Annotated in this window: 21 protein-coding genes; 10 read left to right on the top strand and 11 right to left on the bottom strand. The window is 74.7% G+C overall.

All coding sequences use genetic code 11. The features are described from left to right. Nucleotides 1–390 (bottom strand): hypothetical protein (locus ACTHAM_RS15880; RefSeq protein ID WP_440689207.1); only part of this gene is annotated, 390 nt, incomplete at its 3' end. A gap of 47 nt (nucleotides 391–437) precedes the next feature. Here ACTHAM_RS15880 and ACTHAM_RS15875 point away from each other — a divergent pair. The 4 genes from ACTHAM_RS15875 to ACTHAM_RS15860 all read left to right on the top strand — a co-directional run bounded on the left by ACTHAM_RS15875 (nucleotide 438) and on the right by ACTHAM_RS15860 (nucleotide 3,727). Then, nucleotides 438–1,397 (top strand): 5'-3' exonuclease, encoded by a 960-nt coding sequence (locus tag ACTHAM_RS15875; RefSeq protein ID WP_440689205.1) that lies wholly within the window; start codon nucleotides 438–440, stop codon nucleotides 1,395–1,397. Nucleotides 1,398–1,524: 127 nt separating this feature from the next. Beyond that, nucleotides 1,525–1,860 (top strand): YciI family protein, encoded by a 336-nt coding sequence (locus ACTHAM_RS15870; RefSeq protein WP_440689203.1) that lies wholly within the window; start codon nucleotides 1,525–1,527, stop codon nucleotides 1,858–1,860. Next, nucleotides 1,857–3,095 carry an RNA polymerase sigma factor gene (locus tag ACTHAM_RS15865; RefSeq protein ID WP_440689201.1) on the top strand — a complete coding sequence of 413 codons (1,239 nt, stop codon included), beginning with the start codon at nucleotides 1,857–1,859 and terminating at the stop codon, nucleotides 3,093–3,095. Before ACTHAM_RS15870 ends, ACTHAM_RS15865 begins: the two co-directional genes overlap by 4 nt. Before the next feature lie 35 nt (nucleotides 3,096–3,130). Beyond that, entirely contained in the window at nucleotides 3,131–3,727 is a 597-nt protein-coding gene (locus tag ACTHAM_RS15860) for a ribonuclease H family protein (protein WP_440689199.1), read from the top strand. A gap of 12 nt (nucleotides 3,728–3,739) precedes the next feature. Here the strand turns inward: ACTHAM_RS15860 and ACTHAM_RS15855 are convergent, their stop codons facing one another. The 4 genes from ACTHAM_RS15855 to ACTHAM_RS15840 all read right to left on the bottom strand — a co-directional run bounded on the left by ACTHAM_RS15855 (nucleotide 3,740) and on the right by ACTHAM_RS15840 (nucleotide 9,521). Continuing rightward, complete coding sequence (locus tag ACTHAM_RS15855) at nucleotides 3,740–4,231, bottom strand: DUF3806 domain-containing protein (RefSeq protein WP_440689197.1); 492 nt, start codon at nucleotides 4,229–4,231, stop codon at nucleotides 3,740–3,742. Between the two features lie 184 nt (nucleotides 4,232–4,415). Further along, a complete protein-coding gene (locus ACTHAM_RS15850) occupies nucleotides 4,416–8,330 on the bottom strand; it encodes a S8 family serine peptidase (protein WP_440689195.1) in 3,915 nt (1,304 codons plus the stop codon). 214 nt (nucleotides 8,331–8,544) lie between these two features. After that, nucleotides 8,545–9,114, bottom strand: coding sequence for a protein-L-isoaspartate O-methyltransferase family protein (locus ACTHAM_RS15845; protein ID WP_440689193.1), 570 nt, complete (start codon nucleotides 9,112–9,114; stop codon nucleotides 8,545–8,547). A gap of 20 nt (nucleotides 9,115–9,134) precedes the next feature. Next, nucleotides 9,135–9,521 carry a hypothetical protein gene (locus tag ACTHAM_RS15840; RefSeq protein ID WP_440689191.1) on the bottom strand — a complete coding sequence of 129 codons (387 nt, stop codon included), beginning with the start codon at nucleotides 9,519–9,521 and terminating at the stop codon, nucleotides 9,135–9,137. 126 nt (nucleotides 9,522–9,647) lie between these two features. Between ACTHAM_RS15840 and ACTHAM_RS15835 the strand changes: the two genes are divergently transcribed. The 6 genes from ACTHAM_RS15835 to ACTHAM_RS15810 all read left to right on the top strand — a co-directional run bounded on the left by ACTHAM_RS15835 (nucleotide 9,648) and on the right by ACTHAM_RS15810 (nucleotide 15,154). Then, nucleotides 9,648–10,961: a M15 family metallopeptidase gene (locus ACTHAM_RS15835; protein ID WP_440689189.1), complete on the top strand. Its 1,314-nt coding sequence runs from the start codon at nucleotides 9,648–9,650 to the stop codon at nucleotides 10,959–10,961. Nucleotides 10,962–10,991: 30 nt separating this feature from the next. Then, the gene (locus tag ACTHAM_RS15830) at nucleotides 10,992–12,152 is read left to right on the top strand and encodes an AAA family ATPase (protein WP_440689187.1); all 1,161 of its coding nucleotides are present in this window, start codon (nucleotides 10,992–10,994) and stop codon (nucleotides 12,150–12,152) included. 65 nt (nucleotides 12,153–12,217) lie between these two features. After that, a complete protein-coding gene (locus tag ACTHAM_RS15825) occupies nucleotides 12,218–12,655 on the top strand; it encodes an OsmC family peroxiredoxin (protein WP_440689185.1) in 438 nt (145 codons plus the stop codon). 59 nt (nucleotides 12,656–12,714) lie between these two features. Then, entirely contained in the window at nucleotides 12,715–12,963 is a 249-nt protein-coding gene (locus ACTHAM_RS15820; RefSeq protein WP_440689183.1) for a FeoA family protein, read from the top strand. Continuing rightward, complete coding sequence (feoB, locus tag ACTHAM_RS15815) at nucleotides 12,963–14,933, top strand: ferrous iron transport protein B (RefSeq protein ID WP_440689181.1); 1,971 nt, start codon at nucleotides 12,963–12,965, stop codon at nucleotides 14,931–14,933. The genes ACTHAM_RS15820 and feoB overlap by 1 nt, the downstream gene beginning before the upstream one ends. After that, complete coding sequence (locus ACTHAM_RS15810; protein ID WP_440689179.1) at nucleotides 14,930–15,154, top strand: hypothetical protein; 225 nt, start codon at nucleotides 14,930–14,932, stop codon at nucleotides 15,152–15,154. The genes feoB and ACTHAM_RS15810 overlap by 4 nt, the downstream gene beginning before the upstream one ends. Here the strand turns inward: ACTHAM_RS15810 and ACTHAM_RS15805 are convergent, their stop codons facing one another. The 6 genes from ACTHAM_RS15805 to ACTHAM_RS15780 are packed head-to-tail and all read right to left on the bottom strand — an operon-like array spanning nucleotide 15,155 to nucleotide 21,462. After that, the gene (locus ACTHAM_RS15805) at nucleotides 15,155–16,408 is read right to left on the bottom strand and encodes an MFS transporter (protein ID WP_440689177.1); all 1,254 of its coding nucleotides are present in this window, start codon (nucleotides 16,406–16,408) and stop codon (nucleotides 15,155–15,157) included. Beyond that, on the bottom strand, nucleotides 16,405–18,252 hold the full coding sequence (atzF, locus tag ACTHAM_RS15800; RefSeq protein WP_440689175.1) for an allophanate hydrolase: 1,848 nt from the start codon (nucleotides 18,250–18,252) through the stop codon (nucleotides 16,405–16,407). The genes ACTHAM_RS15805 and atzF overlap by 4 nt, the downstream gene beginning before the upstream one ends. Beyond that, the gene (locus tag ACTHAM_RS15795) at nucleotides 18,249–18,932 is read right to left on the bottom strand and encodes an urea amidolyase associated protein UAAP2 (RefSeq protein ID WP_440689173.1); all 684 of its coding nucleotides are present in this window, start codon (nucleotides 18,930–18,932) and stop codon (nucleotides 18,249–18,251) included. Before ACTHAM_RS15795 ends, atzF begins: the two co-directional genes overlap by 4 nt. Before the next feature lie 2 nt (nucleotides 18,933–18,934). Beyond that, nucleotides 18,935–19,771, bottom strand: a complete 837-nt coding sequence (locus tag ACTHAM_RS15790; RefSeq protein WP_440689172.1) for an urea amidolyase associated protein UAAP1 — start codon at nucleotides 19,769–19,771, stop codon at nucleotides 18,935–18,937. Nucleotides 19,772–19,780: 9 nt separating this feature from the next. Next, nucleotides 19,781–20,422, bottom strand: a complete 642-nt coding sequence (locus ACTHAM_RS15785) for a cysteine hydrolase family protein (RefSeq protein WP_440689170.1) — start codon at nucleotides 20,420–20,422, stop codon at nucleotides 19,781–19,783. 41 nt (nucleotides 20,423–20,463) lie between these two features. Beyond that, entirely contained in the window at nucleotides 20,464–21,462 is a 999-nt protein-coding gene (locus ACTHAM_RS15780) for an ABC transporter permease (protein WP_440689168.1), read from the bottom strand. Nucleotides 21,463–21,482: the final 20 nt, after the last annotated feature.

Below are 21,482 nucleotides of genomic sequence, written 5' to 3'. Positions count from 1 at the left end.
CCCCCTTCGGCGCGGAGGCAGCATCCAGGTGAACGGGCGTGCGTACCTCCGGGACCCCCGATCGAGCGCCCCCGAGGGGGGCTTCCAGATGCCCTCGACGAGCGCGACCGAGGACATGGCTTCGAGGAGAGAGGCGATGCGAAGGTAGCCGCTGCCCGTGCTCCTCGCCCAGAGGGCGGTCGACGCCGTCGTGGGCTTCCACGCTGGCCCGACCTCTGCGATGAGACCGGATGCCAGAAGTCGGCCGATGCCCTGGCTCAGTTCCACCTCAGTGGGGACTGCGTGGTTGTAGTAGTCCGCGGCACCGATCAGCGTGCCGTCGCCGATCGCAGCCAGGATCCACGCATCCGAGAACTCCCATCCGGTCGCTCCCTGGGAGTCGGCGGTCATGGCGTGAGGCTAGGGACGCGCCACCTCGGTGGTGCGACACTCCTGTGGTGAGCAGCGAACGAGGTCCGCTTCTTCTTCTCGACACCGCCTCGCTGTACTTCCGGGCGTTCTACGGGGTGCCGGAGTCGGTGCGGGCGCCGGACGGCACGCCGGTCAACGCGGTCCGGGGCCTGCTGGACATGATCGCGCGGCTGGTCGTCGACCACCGGCCGGACCGGCTCGTGGCGTGCTGGGACGACGACTGGCGCCCGGCGTTCCGGGTCGAGGCGATCGCCTCCTACAAGGCGCACCGGGTGGCCCGGGAGGTGCCCGGCACCACCGGTGCGGAGGACGTGCCTGCGGCGCTGGCCGTGCAGGTGCCGGTGATCCGCGACGTGCTGGCGGCCCTGGGCATCGCCCGTGTCGGCGTGCCGGGGTACGAGGCGGACGACGTCATCGGCACGTTCGTCGCCCGCGAGGTCGCGCGGCCCGCGGGGGAGCGGTCATCCGTCGACGTCGTGACGGGTGACCGGGACCTGTTCCAGCTGGTCGACGACTCCGTCCCCGTCCGGGTGCTGTACCCGGTCAAGGGCGTCAAGGACCTCGAGGTGATCGACGTCGCGCGCCTGCGCGAGAAGTACGCCGTGGCGTCGGGACCGGCCTACGCCGACATGGCGGCGCTCCGCGGCGACCCGAGCGACGGGTTGCCGGGCGTGCCCGGCATCGGCGAGAAGACCGCGGCGGCCCTCATCGCGCGGTACGGGTCTCTCGACGGCGTGCTGGCCGCACGGGACGCCGGCGATCCTGGGCTGACCGCCACGCAGCGGCGCCGGTTGGAGGTGGCGGCGGACTACCTGCGGGTGGCGCCGCTGGTCGTGCGCGTTGCCTCGGACGCACCTGTCGGGGAGGTCGACGACCGACTGCCGGTGACCCCGGCGGACCCGGACGCGCTGGTGGCGCTCGCCGGGCGGTGGGGGTTGACGTCGAGCATGACGCGACTGCTCGACGCGCTCACCTCGGTGGCCTGACCCGGCCGATCCGCGGGTCCTTCTCGCAACCCGGGCCCGGCACGGTGTCGAATCGGGGTGGCGGCGTTCGTCGCAGGGGTGAGGGGACCGCCCGACGGGGTGTCCCGACGACGAGGGAGGACCCGAGATGCTCTACCTGATCTCCGTGATCGACGACACGACCGGATCGGCGACACCGGACGAGATGGCCGCGATCGACACGTTCAACGACGCCCTGCGGGAGCAGGGCCACTGGGTCTTCGCCGGCGGGCTCACCCCGCCCGGCTCGTCCACGGTGATCGACAACCGGGCCGGTCGGGCGGTGCTGACCGACGGTCCCTTCGTGGAGACGAAGGAGTACCTCGCAGGGTTCTGGATCGTCGAGGCCCCCGACCTCGACGTGGCGCTCGCGCTCGCCTCCGAGGGGTCGAGGAGCTGCCAGCGGAGGGTCGAGGTGCGCCCCTTCCTGGGCGGTTCGGCGTGACGGAGGCCTCCGAGGCCGCCGAGGCGGTCGTCCGGGCCTACCGCGAGGAGTGGGCTCGCGTGGTCGGGGCCCTGACCAGGCGGTTCGGCGACCTGGACGTCGCCGAGGAGGCCGCCGCCGAGGCGTTCGCGACCGCGGTCGCTCGGTGGCCCGCCGACGGCGTGCCGTCCCGGCCCGGCGCCTGGTTGACCACGACCGCGACCCGCAAGGCCGTCGACCGGCTGCGGCGCGAGGGCCGGCGAGCGGAGAAGCAGGCGGCGGCGTGGGCGGAGCTCACCGGCGGTCCGACCGAGCCCGTCGGTGCCGTCGACGACGACCGGCTGCGGCTGATCTTCACGTGCTGCCACCCGGCGCTCGCGCCAGAGGCCCGGGTCGCGTTGACGCTGCGCCTGGTCGGCGGTCTGACGGTGCCCGAGATCGCGCGGGCGTTCCTGGTGCAGGAGACCACCATGGGTCAGCGGATCACGCGCGCGAAGACGAAGATCCGGCAGGCGCGGATCCCGTACCGGGTGCCGTCGGCGGCGGATCTGCCGGAGCGTGTCTCGGGTGTGCTGGCCGTCCTGTTCCTCGTGTTCAACGAGGGTTACCTGACGTCCGGCCCCGGCACGGGTCCCGTGCGCCCTGACCTCACGGCCGAGGCCATCCGGCTCGCGCGCCTGGTCCGCACGCTGCTGCCGCAGGACGGCGAGGCGGCCGGCCTGCTCGCGCTGATGCTGCTCGTCGAGGCGCGGCGCCCCGCACGCGTCACGGCGGGCGGCGACCTCGTGACGCTCGACGAGCAGGACCGTACGGCCTGGGACCCGGGGCTGATCGCCGAGGGTCACCGGCTGGTGCGTGAGCGGCTCGACTCCGGGGTCGCACCCGGGCGCTACCAGCTGCTCGCCGCGATCAACGCCGTGCACACCTCGGCGCGCGACGTCCGCCAGACCGACTGGTCGCAGGTCGTCGCCCTCTACGACCAGCTCGTGGTGCTCGACCCGTCGCCGGTCGTCGCGCTCAACCGGGCGGTCGCGGTGGCCGAGGTCGACGGCCCCCAGGTCGCACTGGCGACCGTCGACCGCCTCGAGGGCGCGTTGGCCGGCTACCACCCGTTCCACGCGACGCGCGCGGAGCTGCTGCGCCGGCTCGGCCGCGACCGGGCCGCGCGCGAGGCGTACGACCGGGCCGTCGAGCTGGCGGGCAACCCCGCCGAGGCCGCCGCGCTCGCCCGCCGACGCGACCGCCTCGCGCCGTAGCGGAGCCCGACCGTCTGCACGGCAGAATGCTCCCCGTGATCACGGTCAGCACGGACGGCTCCTGCCTGCGCAACCCCGGCGGGGCGATCGGGTGGGCGTGGATCAACCACGACGGCACCCACGCCAGCGGCGGTGAGGTCTCCGGCACCAACCAGATCGCCGAGCTCAAGGCCGTGCTCGAGGCCATCCACGCCCACCCCGGCGAGGTGCCGCTGCGCATCGAGTCGGACTCGCAGTACGCGATCAAGTGCGCGTCGGAGTGGGTGCACGGCTGGAAGCGCAAGGGGTGGCGCACCTCCAGCGGCGGGCCCGTGCAGAACCTGGCGATCGTGCAGGCGATCGACCGGGCCATCGCGCAGCGACCCGGCGGTGTGGCGTTCACCTGGGTGCGAGGGCACCAGGGCAACCACTTCAACGAGCGCGCCGACGAGCTGGCCGGCGTCGCCGCCCGTGAGGCCCAGGCGGGTCGGCCCGGACGCTGGGAGTCGGGCGGCGCGGCGGTGCCGCTCGACGAGGTCGTCCCCGTCGTGGCCGACGGGCACACCGGGGACGAGCCGACCGCTCGGGCGGCCGCCGACTCGCCGGCCGTGCCGATGCAGACGCCCGCGCTCGCGCAGGACGTCCTGTTCTGAGCGGAGTGTCGCTCAGCCCTCGTCGCCGAGGATCGACCGGGCGCCGTCGGTGACGTCGTCCGCGTAGCGCGCGAACCAGTCCTCGGCCGCGTGCCCCCACTGCCGGGCCACGGACGAGATCGGGAACACCACCAGCTCGTGCACGGGGTGCGCCAGGACCAGCTCCGGGCCGGCCGCATCGGTGTAGGCGCTCCACCGCAGCCCCGGCAGCCGCGCGATCAGCAGGTCCCCGAGCGCGATGCCGAACGCGTTGACCAGGGTGTGCGGGTCGTCGCGGTCGGCGGACGCCAACCAGCTGGCCTGCACCCGGTCGAACAGGCCCGAGAGGGTGTCGACGTCCGTGTGTCCCTCGCACAGCCGGAGCACCAGCTCGCGGTGCTGCGCGGTCCACACCAGCTCCGCCTCGTTCAGTGGTTCCAGCTCACCGTCGGGCAGAGGCACGGGTGCAGGCACCGGCTCGTCGCCGAGCAGGTGCCCCTCGAGGGGGCGGTGCGGGTGCGGCACCCGCGATCCGTCGGTGGGTCGTGGCAAGGGCCTGGGCAGTCCCATACCTCCGCATCGGTCGCGGGATGTCCCGACTTGAGCGGCTCGGCACGATCTGTGACGACGGACGCCCCGCCCACCCGGGGGTACCGGGCGGACGGGGCGTCCAGGTCGGCGGCGGGTGCACCGCCACCGGGTCAGAGCGTCAGTGCCTCGAGCTCTTGACCCGCAGGCTCGCACTGGACTGCGAGCCCGTCACATCGGCACTGCCTGTGTAGACCGCGGTCAGCTGGTGCGTGCCGACCTTGAGGTCGGTCGGCAGCGTCAGCGTGGCGGTCCCGGTGCGCCCGTCGACGGTGAGCTCGGCCGAGGCGAGGACCTTGCGGCCCTCACGGATCTCGACGGTGCCCACCGGTGCCGTGGTCTGCCCGGTGACGGTGACCGTGGTGGTCGCCGCCGTGCCGAACTTCACCTCGCGCGGGGAGACCACGAGCTTCGTGGACGACCCCGACTTGGCGACCGTGACCTTGACGGCCTTCGACGTCGACCCGGCCCACGCCCCGGAGTCGGGGACGAAGACGGCGGTCAGCGTGTGCTTGCCGGCACCCAGGGCGGCCTTGGCCGTCGCCTTGCCACCGGACACGGCGGCCGAGGCGATCTCGGTCTCGCCGTCCAGGAACTTCACGGTCCCGGACGCGTCCGTCGGCGTGACCTTGGCGGCCAGCGTGACCTCCTGCCCGGCCTTGCCGCCGCCGCTGACCTTGAGGGTCGTGGTGGTGGCGACGGCCGCCGGGACGGTGACGTCGACGACCTGCGCGCGGCTGGTGGTCGTGGCGTTCTGGTGCTGGAGCACCAGGAGCTGCCCACCGGTGCTCGCCGCGGAGCGGTGCACCCCGATGCCGGCGCCGTCGGCGCCCAGCGACGAGAACGAGCCGGCCACGCTGGTGTCGAACCAGAACGCCGGGTCGTACGGGTTGACCGTGAACGCGTCGACCGCGTCGAGCACGCCGCCCGGGTCCTGCGCGTACTCCGAGTACGTCCACACCTGGACGCTCGGGGTGTCGCCCGGCTCGATGCCGACGGCGCTCAGGGCGATGGGCAGCACGACCACGTTGTTGTCGAACACGCCGGAGTCGACGTCGCCGAAGAACAGGTTGACGGGTTCGACGTCGAGCGTCTCGCCCGTCTCCAGGTCGATCGTGAGGGCCACGGTGATGTCCGACTCGGCGTACTTGGTCACGTACGACTCGATGTCGGCCGTGCCGTCACCGTCGATGTCGATGTCCGCCACGGGCTGCGTCGAGCGGCCCAGGGTGCCCCACTCGCCGTCGGTGGCCACACCGATGCCGAGGTAGCCGTCGCGGGGGTCGCCCCCTGCTGCGGCCACCTGCGGGGCGGTGGACACCCAACCGACGTACCGCAGATCGCCGGCGGCGGTGGCCGACGGCGAGGTGACGAACCCGGGTGCGTCCTCGAGCTTGGGGCTCGTGGCGGCCAGCACCAGCGGCGTGGTCAACGAGAACCAGCCGCCGTCGGCGACCCCGCGTCCGCTGATCGGCAGGGTCGCGGTGGCGGCCCCGGCGTCGGCGAACGCGGCGCTCCCGGCGGACAGGTCGCTGACCAGTCGCGGCGCCGCCTGGACGGGCACCCGCAGCTCGGTGTCGCCCGAGGTGAGGACGAGCCGCCCGGAGACCTGCGCGACGTAGTCACGCGGGATCCCGCCGGCCTGGGTGATGTCCTGCGTCGGGTCGATGTCCCGGGCCAGGGTGGTCGGGTCGGCCGTCAGCTTGAGCGTGACGAGCTTCTCGCCACCGGCCGGCACCGTGAGCGTCGCCGGGGTGGCGGTGATCGTGGCCCCGCCCGCCGTCGTCGCGGACGACACCGAGGTGGCGTACGTGACGGGGCTGTCGCCGAGGTTCTTCACCGTGACGGTCTTGGTGGCGGTGACCGTCTCGGCACCGACGTTCACGACCCCGAAGGCCACGGACGTCTGCCCGGGCACCGCGGAGTTGTAGGCGACCACGGGGGTGGTGACCGCGTCGAGGGCGTCGACCCGGCCGGAGCCCACGCGGGCGGGGCCGTAGACCTCGCCGTTGCCCAGACCCTTGGTGGTGACGTCGTGCGTGGCGGTGTTCACCACGGCGGCCTTCACCTCGACCTGGCCCCAGCCCGGGTGGGCCGAGCGGACCAGTGCCGCGATGCCCGCCACGTGCGGGGAGGCCATCGACGTGCCGGACAGGCTGTGCGACTCGTTGCCGGTGCTGGACGCCGCGGACACGATGAGCGTGCCCGGGGCGGCCACGTCGGGCTTGGCGTGACCCAGCGAGCCGTGCACGCCGCGCGACGAGCCCGAGTTCAGCGCGTCACCGGCGATGTCCTCGATCACGGTGCCGGCCAGCGACGGGCCGAGGTGCACGGTGAGCGTGCCGGCGGTGATCTCCGGCAGCAGCGCGGTGGTCGACGGACCGGTCAGCTGCGCGCCGGGCAGGCCCGCGTTGCCGGCGATCCCCGCGGCGAACACGTTGGTCGTGGTGCCGATGAGGACACCGACGGCGCCGGCGTTCTGCGCGTTGGTCCAGCGGGCGGCCGAGCCGCAGCGCCGGGCCGTGTCGTCGTCGTTCCACCACAGGTAGGCGATCTTGCCGGCCACGAGGGCCGCCTGCTCGGGGGTGAACGCGGTGCAGCCGTCGAACGTGGTGGCACCGATGGCCACGACGGGTGCGGTGACGTCGGCGTCGCCGGCGTAGTTGATGGAGTTCTGCCCGGAGAACGTGCGCACGAGCGCCGGGTCGGCGGCGGCCGTGACCTGCACGCCGTCGTAGGTCTGCGGGCTGCCGACGGAGTTGGCCACCGTCAGGCCGGTGATGCCGTTGCCGGGGGCGCCGGCGATGTCCTCCAGGTCACCGGCGTTGCCGGCGGCCAGGACCACGACCGTGCCCAGGGCGGACAGCGTGTCGACGAGCACCGAGTCGGGGTCGTCCGCGGGGGAGCCGTCGGAGCCGAGCGACAGGTTGACCACGTCGAGGCGGTCGCCCAGGTCGCCGTCACCGTTGGGGTCGGCGGCACGGTCGAGCGCGAGGGCCGTCAGGTCCGTCGAGCCGCCGATGTCACCGAACACCTTCAGGGCGTACAGCTCGGCCTGCGGGGCGGTGCCCGGGCCGACGGTCCAGTCGGACACGTCGGTCAGGCCGGTGTAGTCCCCGCGGAACGTCTGGCCGTCGGCGTCCACGCCGTACCCGGCGGCCGTGCCGGCCACGTGCGAGCCGTGCCCGGAGTTGTCCGACAGGTAGGACGCGTCGATGGGGTTCTCGTCGGGCGTCGGCACCGGGGTGGAGCCGGGCAGCTCGGAGGCCGGGTCGGCGTCGTACAGCGGGCCGGCGAAGTCGTAGCCGCCGATGTACTTGGCCGGGTCGGTCAGCTCGGCGGGGACGGGCGCGGTGCCGTCGGTGCCGTACGCCGCGGCGTAGGCCTCGAGGGTGCCGGGGCCGCCGAAGTCGGCGTGGGTGTAGTCCAGGCCGGTGTCGATGATGCCGATGCGCACGCCCTGGCCGGTGTGGCCGGTGTCCTGCCAGGCCTGCAGGGCCCGCGTGAACGAGACCTGGTGGGCGTTGTCGATGGTCTTGGACGCGACCCGGTAGAGCGCGACGACGTCGTCGGAGGCGGCCAGCTCACGGATCTTGGCGGCGTCGCCGCTGACGAGCGTGCCGGCGACCAGGTTGGTCAGCGTGGCGATGCGTTGCGGTGCGGCGGCGTCGACCGTCGCAGCCGTCAGCTCGGAGGGCACCACGTCGGCGGCGAGCTCCTCGGTGTCGGCGGCCGCGGCCTGCACGTCAGCGGCGTCACCGCCCTCGGCGGTGACCTCGACGGCGGACGGGGTGTCCAGCTGGACGAGCGCGGTGACCGTGCCGTCCGCCTCGGCCAGGTCGGCCGAGACCTTGCCCGAGGGGGAGTCCTCGGTGGTCGTGGTCAGGCCCGCGGAGAGCGCCGGGTCTGCCGCGACCGGCGTGTCCGGTGGTGGTGCCGCGGCGGCCGCGGAGCCCAGCAGCGCGCTCGTCCCGAGCACGGCGCTGGTGAGGGTGAGGGACAGGGCGGTGAGCCCTGCGAGGGGTCGACGCGTCATGAGCACATCCCTGGCAGATGGGGCGGACAGTCGCTGACGGCGTCACGGCAGCCATGTCCTGGGTCACAGCTGACGTGCGCTGCCTGCACGTTACTGACCAGTCACCCGTTTCGTCACGTGTTGGCGAAAGGTCCGTATGGTGGACACGTGGTCGCCGGTCTGCCACAGGGCCTGTCACACGGGACCGGGATGTCCGTCGCCGGCCGTGCGGGGCTCAGCGCAGGGGCACGAACGAGTACGAGCCGTGCGTGCTGTCGTGCAGCTCGCCGTCGGGTCCGCGGACCACCAGGTGCATCGTGGAGCGCACGGGCACCACGAGCCGTCCGCCGGGGGCGAGCTGGTCCACGAGGGGCTCGGGCAGCTCGCGTGCCGCCGCGGAGACCAGGATGCGGTCCCATCCGCCGCTGCGCGGTCGGCCCAGTGTGTCCGGGTCGGCCGCCTCGAGCCGCGCCCAGGTCTGCCCGGTGGCGGCGAGGTTCCCGGCACCCCAGGCGGCCAGGTCGGGCTCCAGCTCGAGGCCGAGGACCGTGCCGGTGGGGCCGACGAGCCGGGCGAGCAGCGCGGTCGTCCAGCCGGACCCGGCACCGACGTCGAGCACGTGCGCGCCGACGGGGACCTGGAGCAGGTGCAGCATGGCGGCGACCGTGCTCGGCTGCGAGCTCGTCTGGCCGTGCCACAACGGCAGCGGTCGGTCCTCGTGGGCGTGCCGCCTCTGGGCGGTCGGCAGGAACCCGGCCCGGTCCCACGTGCGCATCGCGGCGGTGACCGCGTCGTCGTCGGTCATCTCACGAGCGTAGGAGCGCGTCAGTCGGTCGGCAGTGCGGGCAGCCTCGGCTCGCCGGACGGCTGCGGCAGGGTGGGGCGGACCACGGGGATCGCACCGGTGCGCGGCACCTCGGACGCGGCGGCCGGTGGGACGATGCGGGGCTTGCGTCCGGGACGGCCCTTGCACCGGCGTTCCTCGATGCCCTCGAGCGTGCTCGCGCGCCAGACCGCGCCACCGTTGAGCCGGCCGTCGGGGGCGGGCAGCCACGGCACCTTGCGGGACAGCCAGACGCGGATCGTGGCGTGCTCGACGCCGAGCCGGTCGGCCAGCCGGCCGATGTCGTAGAGGTCGTCGAGGCCCCGCGGGGCGGCGTCCCGGGCCGACGACGGTGCGTCGGGGGGGTTTGTACGGGTACCGGCGGCCACGGGCGAATCTTAGCCGCCATCAGGCATATCTGTGACGAGTGCGTCACGGGAATCTCCACACGATCTTCGCGAGGGGCCCGCCGGACGTCGACGGGATCGCGGAAGTCGCCACCTAACGTGTAGCGCATGAGTGACAGATTGCCGATCTCGCGGCGTCGCACCGCAGGCGGCAAGCATGTCGCACCGGCGGCCCACCGCCCCGCTCCGGGCAGCCCCCAGGCCGCACCGCTGACCCCCGCGCACCCCGCCCGCCGCACGCCGCACGGCGCCGGCCGGCTCGGCACACGCCTCGCGCAGGGAGGGCTCGTCTCCGCGCTCGCCCTCGCCCTCGGCGTCGTCGTGGTCGCACCCGTGTGGGGCCAGTCCGGCAGCACCAGCACCGCCGACGCCGGCTCCGCCGTGTCCGTCGAACAGCTCGCTGCGGAGCCCGTCGTGCCGGGCGCCACCGCCGTCGTGTCCCCGGCCGAGCTCGCCGCCCAGCAGCAGGTGGCCACCGCCCATGCCGCCGCTGCCGCGGTCGAGGCCGCGCAGCAGGCGCAGGCGGCCGCCGTCGCCGTCGCGGCCGACCCTGCGAAGGTCGGCGCGCTGCAGTCCGCGACGGCAGAGCTCGACGCACTCCTGGCCGCCGTGGCCGTGAACGGCGAACCCGCGGACACGCTGGCGGAGCGGACAGCCGCCACGTCGTCGCGCAGCACCGAGCGCACGCCCCTCGCCACCGACCAGACCGCGACCGCGACGACGCCCGACGCCACGGGCGCGGCAGCGCCGTCGACCACGCCGGACGAGGCGGCGTCGTCGACCCCGGGCGCCGCGGTCGACGCGACCGACGCGTCCCCGCTGACCGCGGCGCCCGGCACCCTCCTGCCGGGCGCCGCGCCCCTGTCCACCGGGGTCGACCAGCTGCGCGCCGCGGTCGCCGCCGTGGCCGCCCTCACCGACCAGGTCGAGCGCACCACCCAGGAAGCCGTCGCCGCCCAGGAGGCCGCGGCCGCAGCAGCCGCCGCCGAAGCGGCCCAGCGTGCCGCGTGGAAGGCCTCGCTGCTCGGCTATGCCAACGGTCGCATCCCCAGCTCGGCCCTCTGCGCGCCGTCCTTCGACGCGCAGGCGCTGTTCCGCTGCGACGCCGCCGAAGCGCTCGACCGGCTCGACGCGGCCTACCTCGCCGAGTTCGGCACGCACCTGACGGTCTCCGACTCCTACCGCTCCTACGCCGGGCAGGTGCTGTGCAAGCGCACCAAGGGCTCGTTGTGCGCGGCACCCGGCACCTCCAACCACGGCACAGGTGTGGCGGTCGACCTCGGCGGCGGAATCGAGGGCTTCGGCACCGCGCAGTTCGTCTGGATGTCGCGCAACGCCGCCGCCTACGGCTGGGTGCACCCCGCGTGGGCCGAGGCCGGCGGCAGCAAGCCCGAGGCCTGGCACTGGGAGTACACCGGCTGAGCGCCGGCCGTGCACGGTACTGTCCCGGGCATGAGCACCTCGGTCGGGCCCGAGCGGGTGCTCGTGGGCCGTGCCGCCGAGCTCGACGACCTCGACGACCTGCTGTCCGCCGTGGCCGGGGGCGCAGGCTCGACCGTGCTGCTCGAGGGTGAGCAGGGGGTCGGCAAGACGGCCCTGGTCGGTGCGCTCCGCGGCGGTACCCACCTGCTCGACCTCGACCTGTGCATCACCCGCGCCGCGCCGGGCGACCAGCGTCCGCTCGGCCTGCTCGCGCGCGCCGTGCTCGACATGGTCGGGCACGCACCCGAACCCGGTCCGCTCGGCCAGGAGCTGGCGGGGTTGCTCGGCACGCTGGGGGACGCCGGCCCCACCGGCGCCGCGCCCCGGATCGTCGACCGTGCGTCCGAGCTGGTCACGGCACTGGTCCGGCACCGCGGCGAGCGGCACCCGTGGGTCATGGTGCTCGAGGACGTGCACGAGGCCGACGACGCGTCGCTGCAGGTGCTGCTCCGGCTCGCGCACGAAGGGACGATCCCGCGCACCCTCGTCGTGGCCACCATGCGGCCCGTGCCGTACCGGGCCCCGCTCGCCGAGGTCGTCACGGCGTGGACCCGGGCCGGCGCGCGGTACCTCGAGCTGCGCCCGCTGGCGGCGCGCGCCGCGCTGGTCCTGGCCGAGCAGCTGGTCGGCGGGGCCGTCGGACCCGCTCTGCGCGGCACCGTGGCCACCACGGGCGGCAACCCCGGGCTGGTCACCGACGTCGTGCAGACTGCCCGGCGCACCGGTGCGCTCGTCCACGTCGACGGGGTGCACGACACCCCCGACCCCGGATGGCTGCGTGACCTGGACCAGGTGGTCCGCGCCCGGCTCGACTACCTGCCCGCCGGGGTCGGCGACCTGCTCGCCGAGGCGTCCGTGCTCGGCACGTCGTTCGTCATCGCCGACGTCGCCGCACTTGCCGGTGACGCGGTCGCGGACTGCTGGCGCACGCTGCGGCACGCCATGGCCGCCGGGCTCGTCGGTGCCCGCGGTGACCGGCTCGTGTTCCGGCACGAGCTGGTGCGCGGGGCGCTCTACGACGGGCTCGACCCGGCGCGGCGCCGTGACCTGCACGCACGCGCCGCCCGGGTGCTGCACGAGGCCGGCGCACCTTCTCACGTGGTGAACGTTCACCGGGACCGCGCGCGCTGAGGCCGCCGAGTTCTTACTGTGGCGGGGGCGCAGACCGCGCCGTTCGTCCGAGCCGAGGAGACCACATGCCCACGCGCACCGCACGAACCGCCTGGACCGGCACGCTGATGGAGGGTGGCGGCCAGGTCGCCCTGGTCAGCTCCGGTGCGGCCACCTTCGACGTCACGTTCCCGCGCCGCACCGCGGACGAGGCCGCCGGGGTCACCAGCCCGGAGGAGCTCATCGCCGCGGCGCACTCCTCGTGCTTCGCCATGCAGCTCTCGGCCCTGGTGGCCGAGGCGGGCGGCACCCCGGTCTCGCTCGACGTCCAGGCCGACGTGACGTTGCGGCCCGACCCGGCGGGCGGTCTGCGGATCAGCGGGATCCTGCTCACCGTGCGCGGGCGGGTCGACGGCCTCGACGCCGACGGGTTCATGGCCGTGGCCGAGCAGGCGAAGGCGACCTGCCCGGTGAGCAAGGCGCTCACCGGCACGCAGGTGACGCTCGACGCGATGCTCGTCTGAGCCGACCCTGGGACCTCCGGCCCAGTAGGTGAGCCTCACCTTGGTTCTACCGTCGGAGCATGGATCTGAGCGCCTGCGGGCCGGGCGAGGCGGTGCGGGTCGTCGGCATCGGGCTCGACGAGGGGATGCGCCGCCGGTGCCGTGAGCTGGGCCTCCACCCGGGCGTCGTCGTGCACGTCACCCACCGTGCCGCGTTCGGCGGTCGCGTCGTGGCGGTCGGCGCCGACCGGTTCGCGCTCGACGGCCGCACATGCGCCCAGGTGACGGTCGAGGCGATCGGCTCGCCCGTCGACGCCGGGACGCGCTGATGTCCTGCCACGACGCCGGCCCGGGCGCCGGGCCGCTCGCCCTCGCACCCCGGGTGGGGGAGCCGACGGTCGCGCTCGTCGGCAACCCGAACGTCGGCAAGTCGACGCTGTTCAACGCGCTCACCGGCGCGCACCAGCAGGTCGTCAACGCCCCCGGCACCACCGTCGAGATGCAGACCGGCACCTGGCGGGACGTCGGCGGCGCGCGGGCGCAGCTCGTCGACCTGCCCGGCACGTACTCGCTGCTGGCGCGCACCCCCGACGAGCAGGTCACCGCCGACGCCGTGGCCGGCCGGGCCGCCGGCGGGGCGCCCGACCTGGTGCTGGCCGTCGTGGAGGCGGCCGGGCTGGCCCGCTCGCTGTACCTGCTCGGGCAGGTGGCCCTGACCGGCAGGTCCGTCGTGGTCGCCCTGACCATGTCCGACGTCGCGGCCAGCCGTGGCGTGCCCGTCGACCCCGAGCGGCTCGCCGTGGTGCTCGGTGTCCCCGTCGTGACGGTCGACCCCCGCACGGGTGCGGGGCGCGCCGCCCTGGCGGCAGCGGTCGCCGACGCGCTCGACCACCCGACCCACGTGCAGGGCCTCACGGTCACCGAGCCCGACGGCCGGCGCCCCGACGGTGCCGAGGACCTCGCCGACGCCGACCAGGTCTTCGGCTGGGTCGCCCAGGTCCAGGCCTCGCTGGACCGGCCCGCCGTCGCCACCCCCGTGCGGACCTGGTCCGACCGCGTCGACAGCGTCCTGCTGCACCCGTGGGTCGGCGTCCCGGTCTTCGCCGCGGTCATGTGGGGCCTGTTCCAGCTGGCCACCGCCGTCGCCGCACCGCTCATGGACGCCGTCGACACCCTCGTCAACGGCTGGATCGGTGACGGGCTGCGCGCCGTGCTGCCCTCGTCCGGCGGGTTCGCGTGGGTCGAGGGGCTGCTCGTCGACGGCGTGCTCGCCGGTGTCGGCACCGTGCTGTCGTTCGCGCCGCTGATGGGTCTGATGTTCGTGGCCATCGCCGTGCTCGAGGACTCCGGGTACCTGGCACGCGCCGCGTTCGTCGCCGACCGGGCCATGCGGCTGCTCGGGCTCGACGGGCGCGCCGTGCTGCCGCTCGTCGTCGGGTTCGGCTGCAACCTGCCCGCGCTGGCCGCCACCCGCACCCTGCCGCACGCCCGTCAGCGGCTGCTGACCGGGCTGATCGTGCCGTACACCTCGTGCGCCGCACGGCTGACCGTGTACATCCTGCTGGCCACCGTGTTCTTCCCGGCGAACCCCGGCACGGCCATCTTCCTCATGTACGTGGCCAGCGTGGTGCTCGTCGTCGTCGGCGGGCTGCTGCTGCGGCGCACCGCGTTCCGTGACGTGCGCACCGAGCCGTTCGTGCTGGCCCTGCCCGCCTACCAGCGCCCGCGGGTGCGCGCGCTGCTGCTGTCCGCGTGGGTCCGGGTGCGCGCGTTCGTGCTCAAGGCCGGTCGGATCATCGTCGTGACGCTGACCGCCGTGTGGGTGCTCATGGCCGTGCCGGTCACCGGCAGCCACCCGGTCGGCGACGTGCCGGTCGAGGACAGCCTGTACGGCAGCGCCGCGCAGGCCATCGCCCCGGTGTTCACCCCGGCGGGCTTCGGCAGCTGGCAGGCATCGGCCGCGCTGGCCACCGGGTTCGTCGCCAAGGAGGTCGTCGTCGGCTCGTTCGCGCAGTCGTTCGCCGTCGCCGAACCCGAGGACCCGTCCCAGCCGGGTGACCTCGGCACGCAGATGCGCGCCACGTTCGAGCGCACGTCGGGTGGGCACCCCGCAGCCGCCGCCGCGGCGTTCATGGTCTTCGTGCTCGCCTACAGCCCGTGCCTGGCGACCATCGCAGAGCAGCGTCGACTGTTCGGGGTGCGCTGGACGCTGCGCGCCGTGGGGGTGTCCCTCGGTGTGGCGTGGCTCGCCGCGGTGCTGGTGTTCCAGGTCGCCTCCCGCCTCGGCGGTGCGTCATGAGCGTGCTCACCGACGTCCTCGCCCACACCCGCGCCGGTGCGACGCCCGACCGGGTCGCCCGGCAGCTGGGCATCGACCAGGGGCTGGTCGACGCCGCGATCGACCACTGGGTGCGGCTCGGGGTCGTGACCAGCGTGTGCGCCGGACCGCGGGCGCCCGGGGCGGCCTGCGCGGTCGCGACCCCGGCGTGCGCAGGCTGCCCGGTGGCGCCGCGGCGCTGATCAGACCGCGGCGACCTCGGGTCGGCGTGACGCGAGCGCCACGAGGACCACGCCGACGACCATGACCGACGCGGCGGCCGCACCCAGGGCGCCGTAGCCCCGTCCCGCCAGCACCCAGCCGCCGGCCAATGCCCCCAGACCCGTTCCCAGGGCGATGATCGAGGAGTTCAGGGCGACGACGAGCTGACCGTGCGTGCCGGCGAGGCTCAGCAGCAGGTTCTGCAGCGGCGAGTTCATCGCCCACGCGGCGAACCCCCACACGGCGAACACCGCGAGGGTCGTGCCCACGGAACCGGTGGCCGGGGTGAGCAGCAGCAGGGCCGTGACCGACACGGTGAGCGCCAGCACGATGCTGCGCGCCGCGCCGAACCGGTCGGCCAGCCTGCCGCCGACCACGTTGCCCGCGACCCCCGCCACACCGTAGGCGAGCAGGACGACGCTCAGCACGGTGCCCGTCAGCCCCGCCAGCGAGGTGAGCAACGGCGAGGCGTACGTCTGCACCATGAGTGCGGCCGTGGTCTCCAGCATCGACACCAGCAACGTGACTGCGACCAGCACGGGCAGCGCGCGCCCCACGCCCGCACGGGCGGGCTCGTCGTCGACGGCCCCGGCAGGCGCCGGGCCGCCGGGTGCCTCGGGTGCACGGACCAGCAGCAGCACGCTGACCAGCGCCACCAGGGCGAGCAGTGCGACCAGGGCGTACACCCCGCGGTAGCCGAGCGTGGGGCCCAGCAGGTTGCCCAGCGGCGCACCCAGGACGGTCGCGGTCGTGAGACCGCCGAACACCGTCGCCACGGCGCGGCCTCGACCGCCGGGGGGTGCCAGTCGGGCGGCGAGCACGGTCGCCGTGGGTGTGAAGCCGCCCGCGGCGACGGCCGACAGCCCGCGCAGCACCGCGACGGACGTGTACGTGGTGGCCAGCGCGGTGCCGGCGGCGGCGAGTGCGAACAGGCCGAGCGCGACGCACATGAGCAGGCGCCGGGGTGCCCGGCGCACCACGAGGGCGAGCAGCGGGGTGGTCACGGCGTACGTGAAGCCGTAGACGCTGACCAGGGTGCCGACCTGCGCGACGGGGATGTCGAGGTCGGCCGACACGCTCGGCACGAGACCTGCCATCACGTACGAGCCGAAGCCGATCGCGAACGTCCCCGTGGCGAGCGGCCAGAGCCGTACCCGTCGGGCGGGGGTGACCGGCGCCGCCGGCGCACCGGGGCCGGTGGGCGGGCGGACGAGCGGTCCGGGCGCCGCGCTCACACGGTCACCGGGCGGCTGCGCCACGACCCGCCCGGGAGCGACGGCAGCGCGCGCAGCGCGGCGTGCTCCGCCAGGTAGCCGAGCACGCTGCGGCCGTCGGCGAGGTCGACCCACCCGAGCCCCAGGGGCGGGCGGCTCTCGACGAGCAGGTCGGCCAGCGCCGTCCGCGGCAGCCGCCACAGCTCGCCGGTGACCTGCCCGGCGGCCTCGGGGTCGCGGACCATCCCTGGCCGGTCGAGCACGTCGCCGAGCGCGACGAGCCGGTACCCGGGGGTGGTGCGCACCTCGCCGAGCGGCAGCGCGCCGTGCCGGCGCAGCCGGGGGTGCAGCGGGAGTCCGGACAGGTGGGCACCGACGACCAGCAGGTCGACGGCCCGCTCCGCGTCGGCGGTCAGGGCGCCGGCAGCGGACGCCCCGGCGGTGGCGCCGTCGGCGGGGTCGCCGTCCAGGGCGGTCCAGGCTCCCGGGTCGGCGAGCGCCAGGACCCGCGCGGCGAGGTCCAGAGCCGCCGCGTCGGCGAAGGCGGGCGTCAGCACGGTCACGCCGACCCGTTCGGCGGGGACCCCGGGTGCCGTCGGGCGGGTCGGCTCGATCGGCACGGCGACCGCCGCGTACCCGAACAGGTTGCAGAAGTTGGTGAACGTGCCCAGCCGTGAGTTCACCCCGACGGGGTCGGCTGCGACCTCGGCGAACGTCGGGTGGTGCGTGGTGGTCGGCAGCAGCAGCGCGTCGGCGTCACCCAGGGCCGCCTCGGCGGCCGCGCGCAGGCCGGCCAGGGTGACGAGGTCAGCGGCGTAGCGGTGGGCGGGCAGGTCGCGCGCGGCGCCGATGATGGCGCCCACGACCGGGTCGAGGCCCTCGGGGGCTGCCTCTACGAGCGGGCCGACCGCGGCGTACCGCTCGGCGACGAACGCCCCGTCGTACAGCAGGCGCGCGGCGGCGAGGAACGGTGTCAGGTCGATCTCGCGCACGCTCCAGCCTGCGGTCAGCAGCAGGCCCACGTGCCGGTCGAACGCGGCGCGCCAGGCGGGGTCGAGCGCGTCGAGGTCGGCGGGCCGCGGCACCGCCAGCACCGGGTGCTCCGGGCCCGCCAGGGGTGCCGAGTCGGGCACGGCCCGTGCGAGCGCGTCGGTGCCGTCCGGCCCGGACATCAGGGCGACGGCGAGGGCGGCGAGCGGCAGCTCGCGGGCGAGCACGCTCACGCAGTCCAGCGAGCGGCAGGCGGGCAGCACCCCGGTGGTCGGCACCAGACCGGGCGTGGGCTTGACCCCGACGATGCCCTGCAGCGCGGCGGGCACCCGTCCGGACCCGGCCGTGTCCGTGCCGAGGGCCAGGTCGACGATCCCGAGCGCCACGGCGACGGCCGACCCGGACGACGAGCCGCCCGAGATGCGGTCGAGGTGGTCGGCCGAGCGCACCGCGCCGTACGGGCTGCGGGTGCCGACCAGACCGGTGGCGAACTGGTCGAGGTTGGTCTTGCCGAGCACCACGGCGCCGGCGTGCCGCAGGCGGGCGACCGCCGTCGCGTCGGCCGACGCCATGCGCGCGGCGCCCGGGCAGGCGGCGGTGGTGGGCAGCCCGGCGACGTCGATGTTGTCCTTCACGGCGACCAGTCGGCCGAGCAGCGGCAGGTCCTCCCCGGCCTGCGCGCGGGCCGCCTGGGTACGCACGTCCGCCTCGACGTCGTCGCGTGGCCGCAGGTGGATCCACACCTCGGGCCGGTCGACCTCGACGATCCGCGCGTACGCCCGCTCGACGGCGGCCAGACCGAGCGGCAGGGCGTCCCGGGCGGCGGTCGCGGAGCCCACTGCGGAACCCGCTGCGGAGCCCACCGCGGTGCTCACGCGGCGCCCCGCTCCGTGACGATCATCCGCACGGGTGTCGGGTCGAACCCGTTGCACGGGTTGTTCACCTGCGGGCAGTTCGACACGAGCACGAGCACGTCGCGTTCGGCGCGCAGCGTGAGCGACAGCCCGGGCGAGGAGATGCCGTCGACGATGCCGAGCGCGCCGTCGGCCTCGACGGGCACGTTCATGTACCAGTTGATGTTGCTGACCAGGTCGCGCTTGCCCAGCCCCCAGCGGGCACCCTCGGCGAGGAAGTTCTCCACGCAGGCGTGCTGGTGCACGGTGTGGTGGCCGTACCGCAGGGAGTTCGACTCCTTGCTGCACGCGCCGCCGATCGTGTCGTGCCGGCCGACCTCGTCGTGCACCAGGGTCATGAGGGCGTCGCCGGTGCCGGCGCGCAGCACGGAGCCGGTGACCAGGTAGACGTTGCGCTGCGCCGCGATCGTGTCGGACGCCGAGTAGCGCACGGACGTGTCGTGCGCGTCGTACAGCAGGCAGTCGACGGCCTGGTTGCCCTCGAGGTCGACGATCGTCAGCTCCTGGCCGGCGCGGACGACCGCCGACCACGGCGAGCGACGGGGCACCACCTGGTCGAGCACCACGGTGGCCCCGGCGAGGCGGGCCGGGATCGGGTCCGTCGAGGGTGACGGGCTGGTCGGGGCGATGGTCTCGGTCATGGTCACAGTCCCCTCGCGCGGGCGTGGTCGATGGTGTTGGCGTACGCACGCGCCGCCTCGGGCGTGGCGGTGGCCTCGGGGGAGTCGAGCGTGGCGGGAGCCCCGCGCCAGGCACGGACCTGCAGGGGCGTGCTGACGTAGGCCTCGCGGGGGTCGACCGGGTGGGGCACGTTGGCCAGCAGCACGGTGCAGGGCACCTCCAGCCGCAGCCGCACCCGGGCACCGGGGCCGGCCGACCCGGTGAACGTCGTCGTCCCGTCGTCGGCGATCCGCACACCCTGGAAGAACGAGACGCTCGGCGGTACGTCGCGGGGGCCGAGGCCGTGCTTCGCCGCGGCCAGCACCAGCAGCTCGCGCCCGGCGGGCGTTCCGCCCTGCGGGGAGCCGTCGCCGTAGCGCGCCTCGTTCGCGGCCTTCGACGAGGTGCCGCAGAACGTGTCGTGCCGCCCCGAGGTGTCCTCGACGACCGTGGCCAGCACACGGCCCCGGTCCGACAGCAGCATCGACCCGGCGCCGAGGTAGGCCTGCCACTGGATCTTGACCGTGTCGGCGACGTTGAGCCGCTCGTCGGGCTGCCCCGCGTGCGCGAGGACCAGGTGCGCGCACGCGTCGCCGTCGAGGTCGGTCAGCTCGAGCACCGCACCGCGGGTGAGTGCGAGGCTCGTGTAGTTGCCGCCCGCGACCGTCTCGGCGTGCAGCCGGTCCGCCGGCGTGACGTCGTCGGGCCAGCCCGGGGCTCCGGCGGCCGGGACCGTCGGCATCGTGGCGACGACCGTGCCGCCCTGGGCACGGGCGTGGTCGCGCGCACCGAGCGGTGACGCGGTGGACAGGGTGCTCATCGGTCCTCCTCAGATGGCCTGGGCGGTGGCGAGCGTCGCGCGCTGCACCTCGGGGTTGGGGGTCGCGGTCGCCAGCCACGTCTGCACCTCGTCGGCGGTGACCAGGGCGTCGCGCTGCAGGTAGTCGATGGCGCGCAGCGCGGCGTCGTGCGCCTCCTGCGTGGACCCGCCGACGGCGTCGGTGACCACGCGCACCCGGTAGTCGTGCTGGTGGGCGTCGACCGCGGTGTAGTGGATGCACACGTCGGTCAGGCCGCCGATCAGGATGACCGTCTCCGCCTTGTACGCCTTGAGCACGATCTCCAGCTCGGTGCCGAAGAACGCCGAGTAGCGGCGCTTGCGGATCAGGAACTCCTCGGGCTGCGGGTCCAGACCCTGCGCGAGCTCGGTCTCGGGCCAGCCCTCGACGCAGTGCGGTCCCTCGGCACCGTCCAGCTCGCGGCCGATGTCGATCAACGAGGGCTTGTGCACCTCCTGGATCCACACCACGGGGACTCCCTGCTCGCGGCACTTCGCGATGAGCGCGCGCACGCGCGGGGCACGCTCGGTGCGGCCCGGCATGTACGGGATCTCGGTGCGGGACTCGGCGCGCTCGACGTCGCCGCCCTGGATGTCGACGACGATGAGCACGGCGTTGCCGGTGACGTTCATGGGGGTGTTCCTTCCGGTGGTGCGGGGTGGAGCGAGGCCGCTCAGGAGAGGGCGATGCGGCGGTCGGCGGCGGCCTGCAGGCAGTCGACGACCGTGTTGAGCAGGACGTAGACGATGCCGAGCACCAGCGCGACGCCCGCGATGGCGGGGAAGTCGGACGCGGCGACGGACTTGTCGAGGTACGAGCCGACGCCGGGCCAGTCGAAGATCTTCTCCACGACGACCAGGCCGGCCAGGAGCATCCCCGCCTGGATGCCGACCATCGACAGCGTCGGGCCGAGGGAGTTGCGCACGGCGTGCCGCACGAGCACCTGGCGCTCGCTCATGCCGGCCGCGCGGGCCGTGCGGGCGTGGTCGGCGCTCAGGTTGGCCTTGAGGCCGTCGACCAGCACCCGGCCGATCGCCACCGCGGGGGAGATGGCCGCGCAGAGCGCCGGCAGCGCGAGGTGGGCGATCGCGTCGCCGCTCACGTCGATCCGCCCGGCCAGGAGCCCGTCGAGCACCAGGAAGCCGGTGGGCCCGGCGGGCGCGTCGCGCAGCCCGGTGCGGCCACCCGACGGCGCCCACCCGAGGTTCCCGTAGAACACCAGCAGCGCGACCATGCCGAGCAGGAACGTCGGGGCGGCCGCCCCGCTGAGCAGCACCACCCGCACGATCCCCGCACCACGCCACGCGAGCGTGGTGAGGTAGGCGAACGCGACACCGAGCAGCAGCGCGATGGCCAGCACCCACGCGGCCAGCTCGAGGCTGGCGGGCAGCACCTGCGCCAGGCTGTCGGCCACCGGGGTGCGGCTGCGCAAGGAGTTCTGCAGGTCGCCGTGCAGCAGACCGCCCAGGTAGCTCAGGTAGCGCTGCACGAGCGGCTCGTCGAGGCCGAGGCGCTCGCGGGCCGCGGCGACCGCCTCGGCGGACGCGTTCGCACCGACGTAGGCCTTCGCGGGGTCGACGCCGCTGACCTCCTGCAGGCCGAACAGCGCCATGGTGAGCGCGACCAGCACCCCCAGGGTCGCGGCGGCACGCTTGACCAGGAACATCACCATGCCGGGGCCTCCTGACGGGC

The sequence above is a fragment of the Cellulomonas soli genome (genome assembly GCF_052036975.1).
GTDB classification, from domain to species: Bacteria; Actinomycetota; Actinomycetes; order Actinomycetales; family Cellulomonadaceae; genus Cellulomonas; species Cellulomonas soli_A.
The sequence above is the reverse complement of the archived record's forward strand: the minus strand, read 5'-3'. Positions and strand labels throughout refer to the sequence as shown.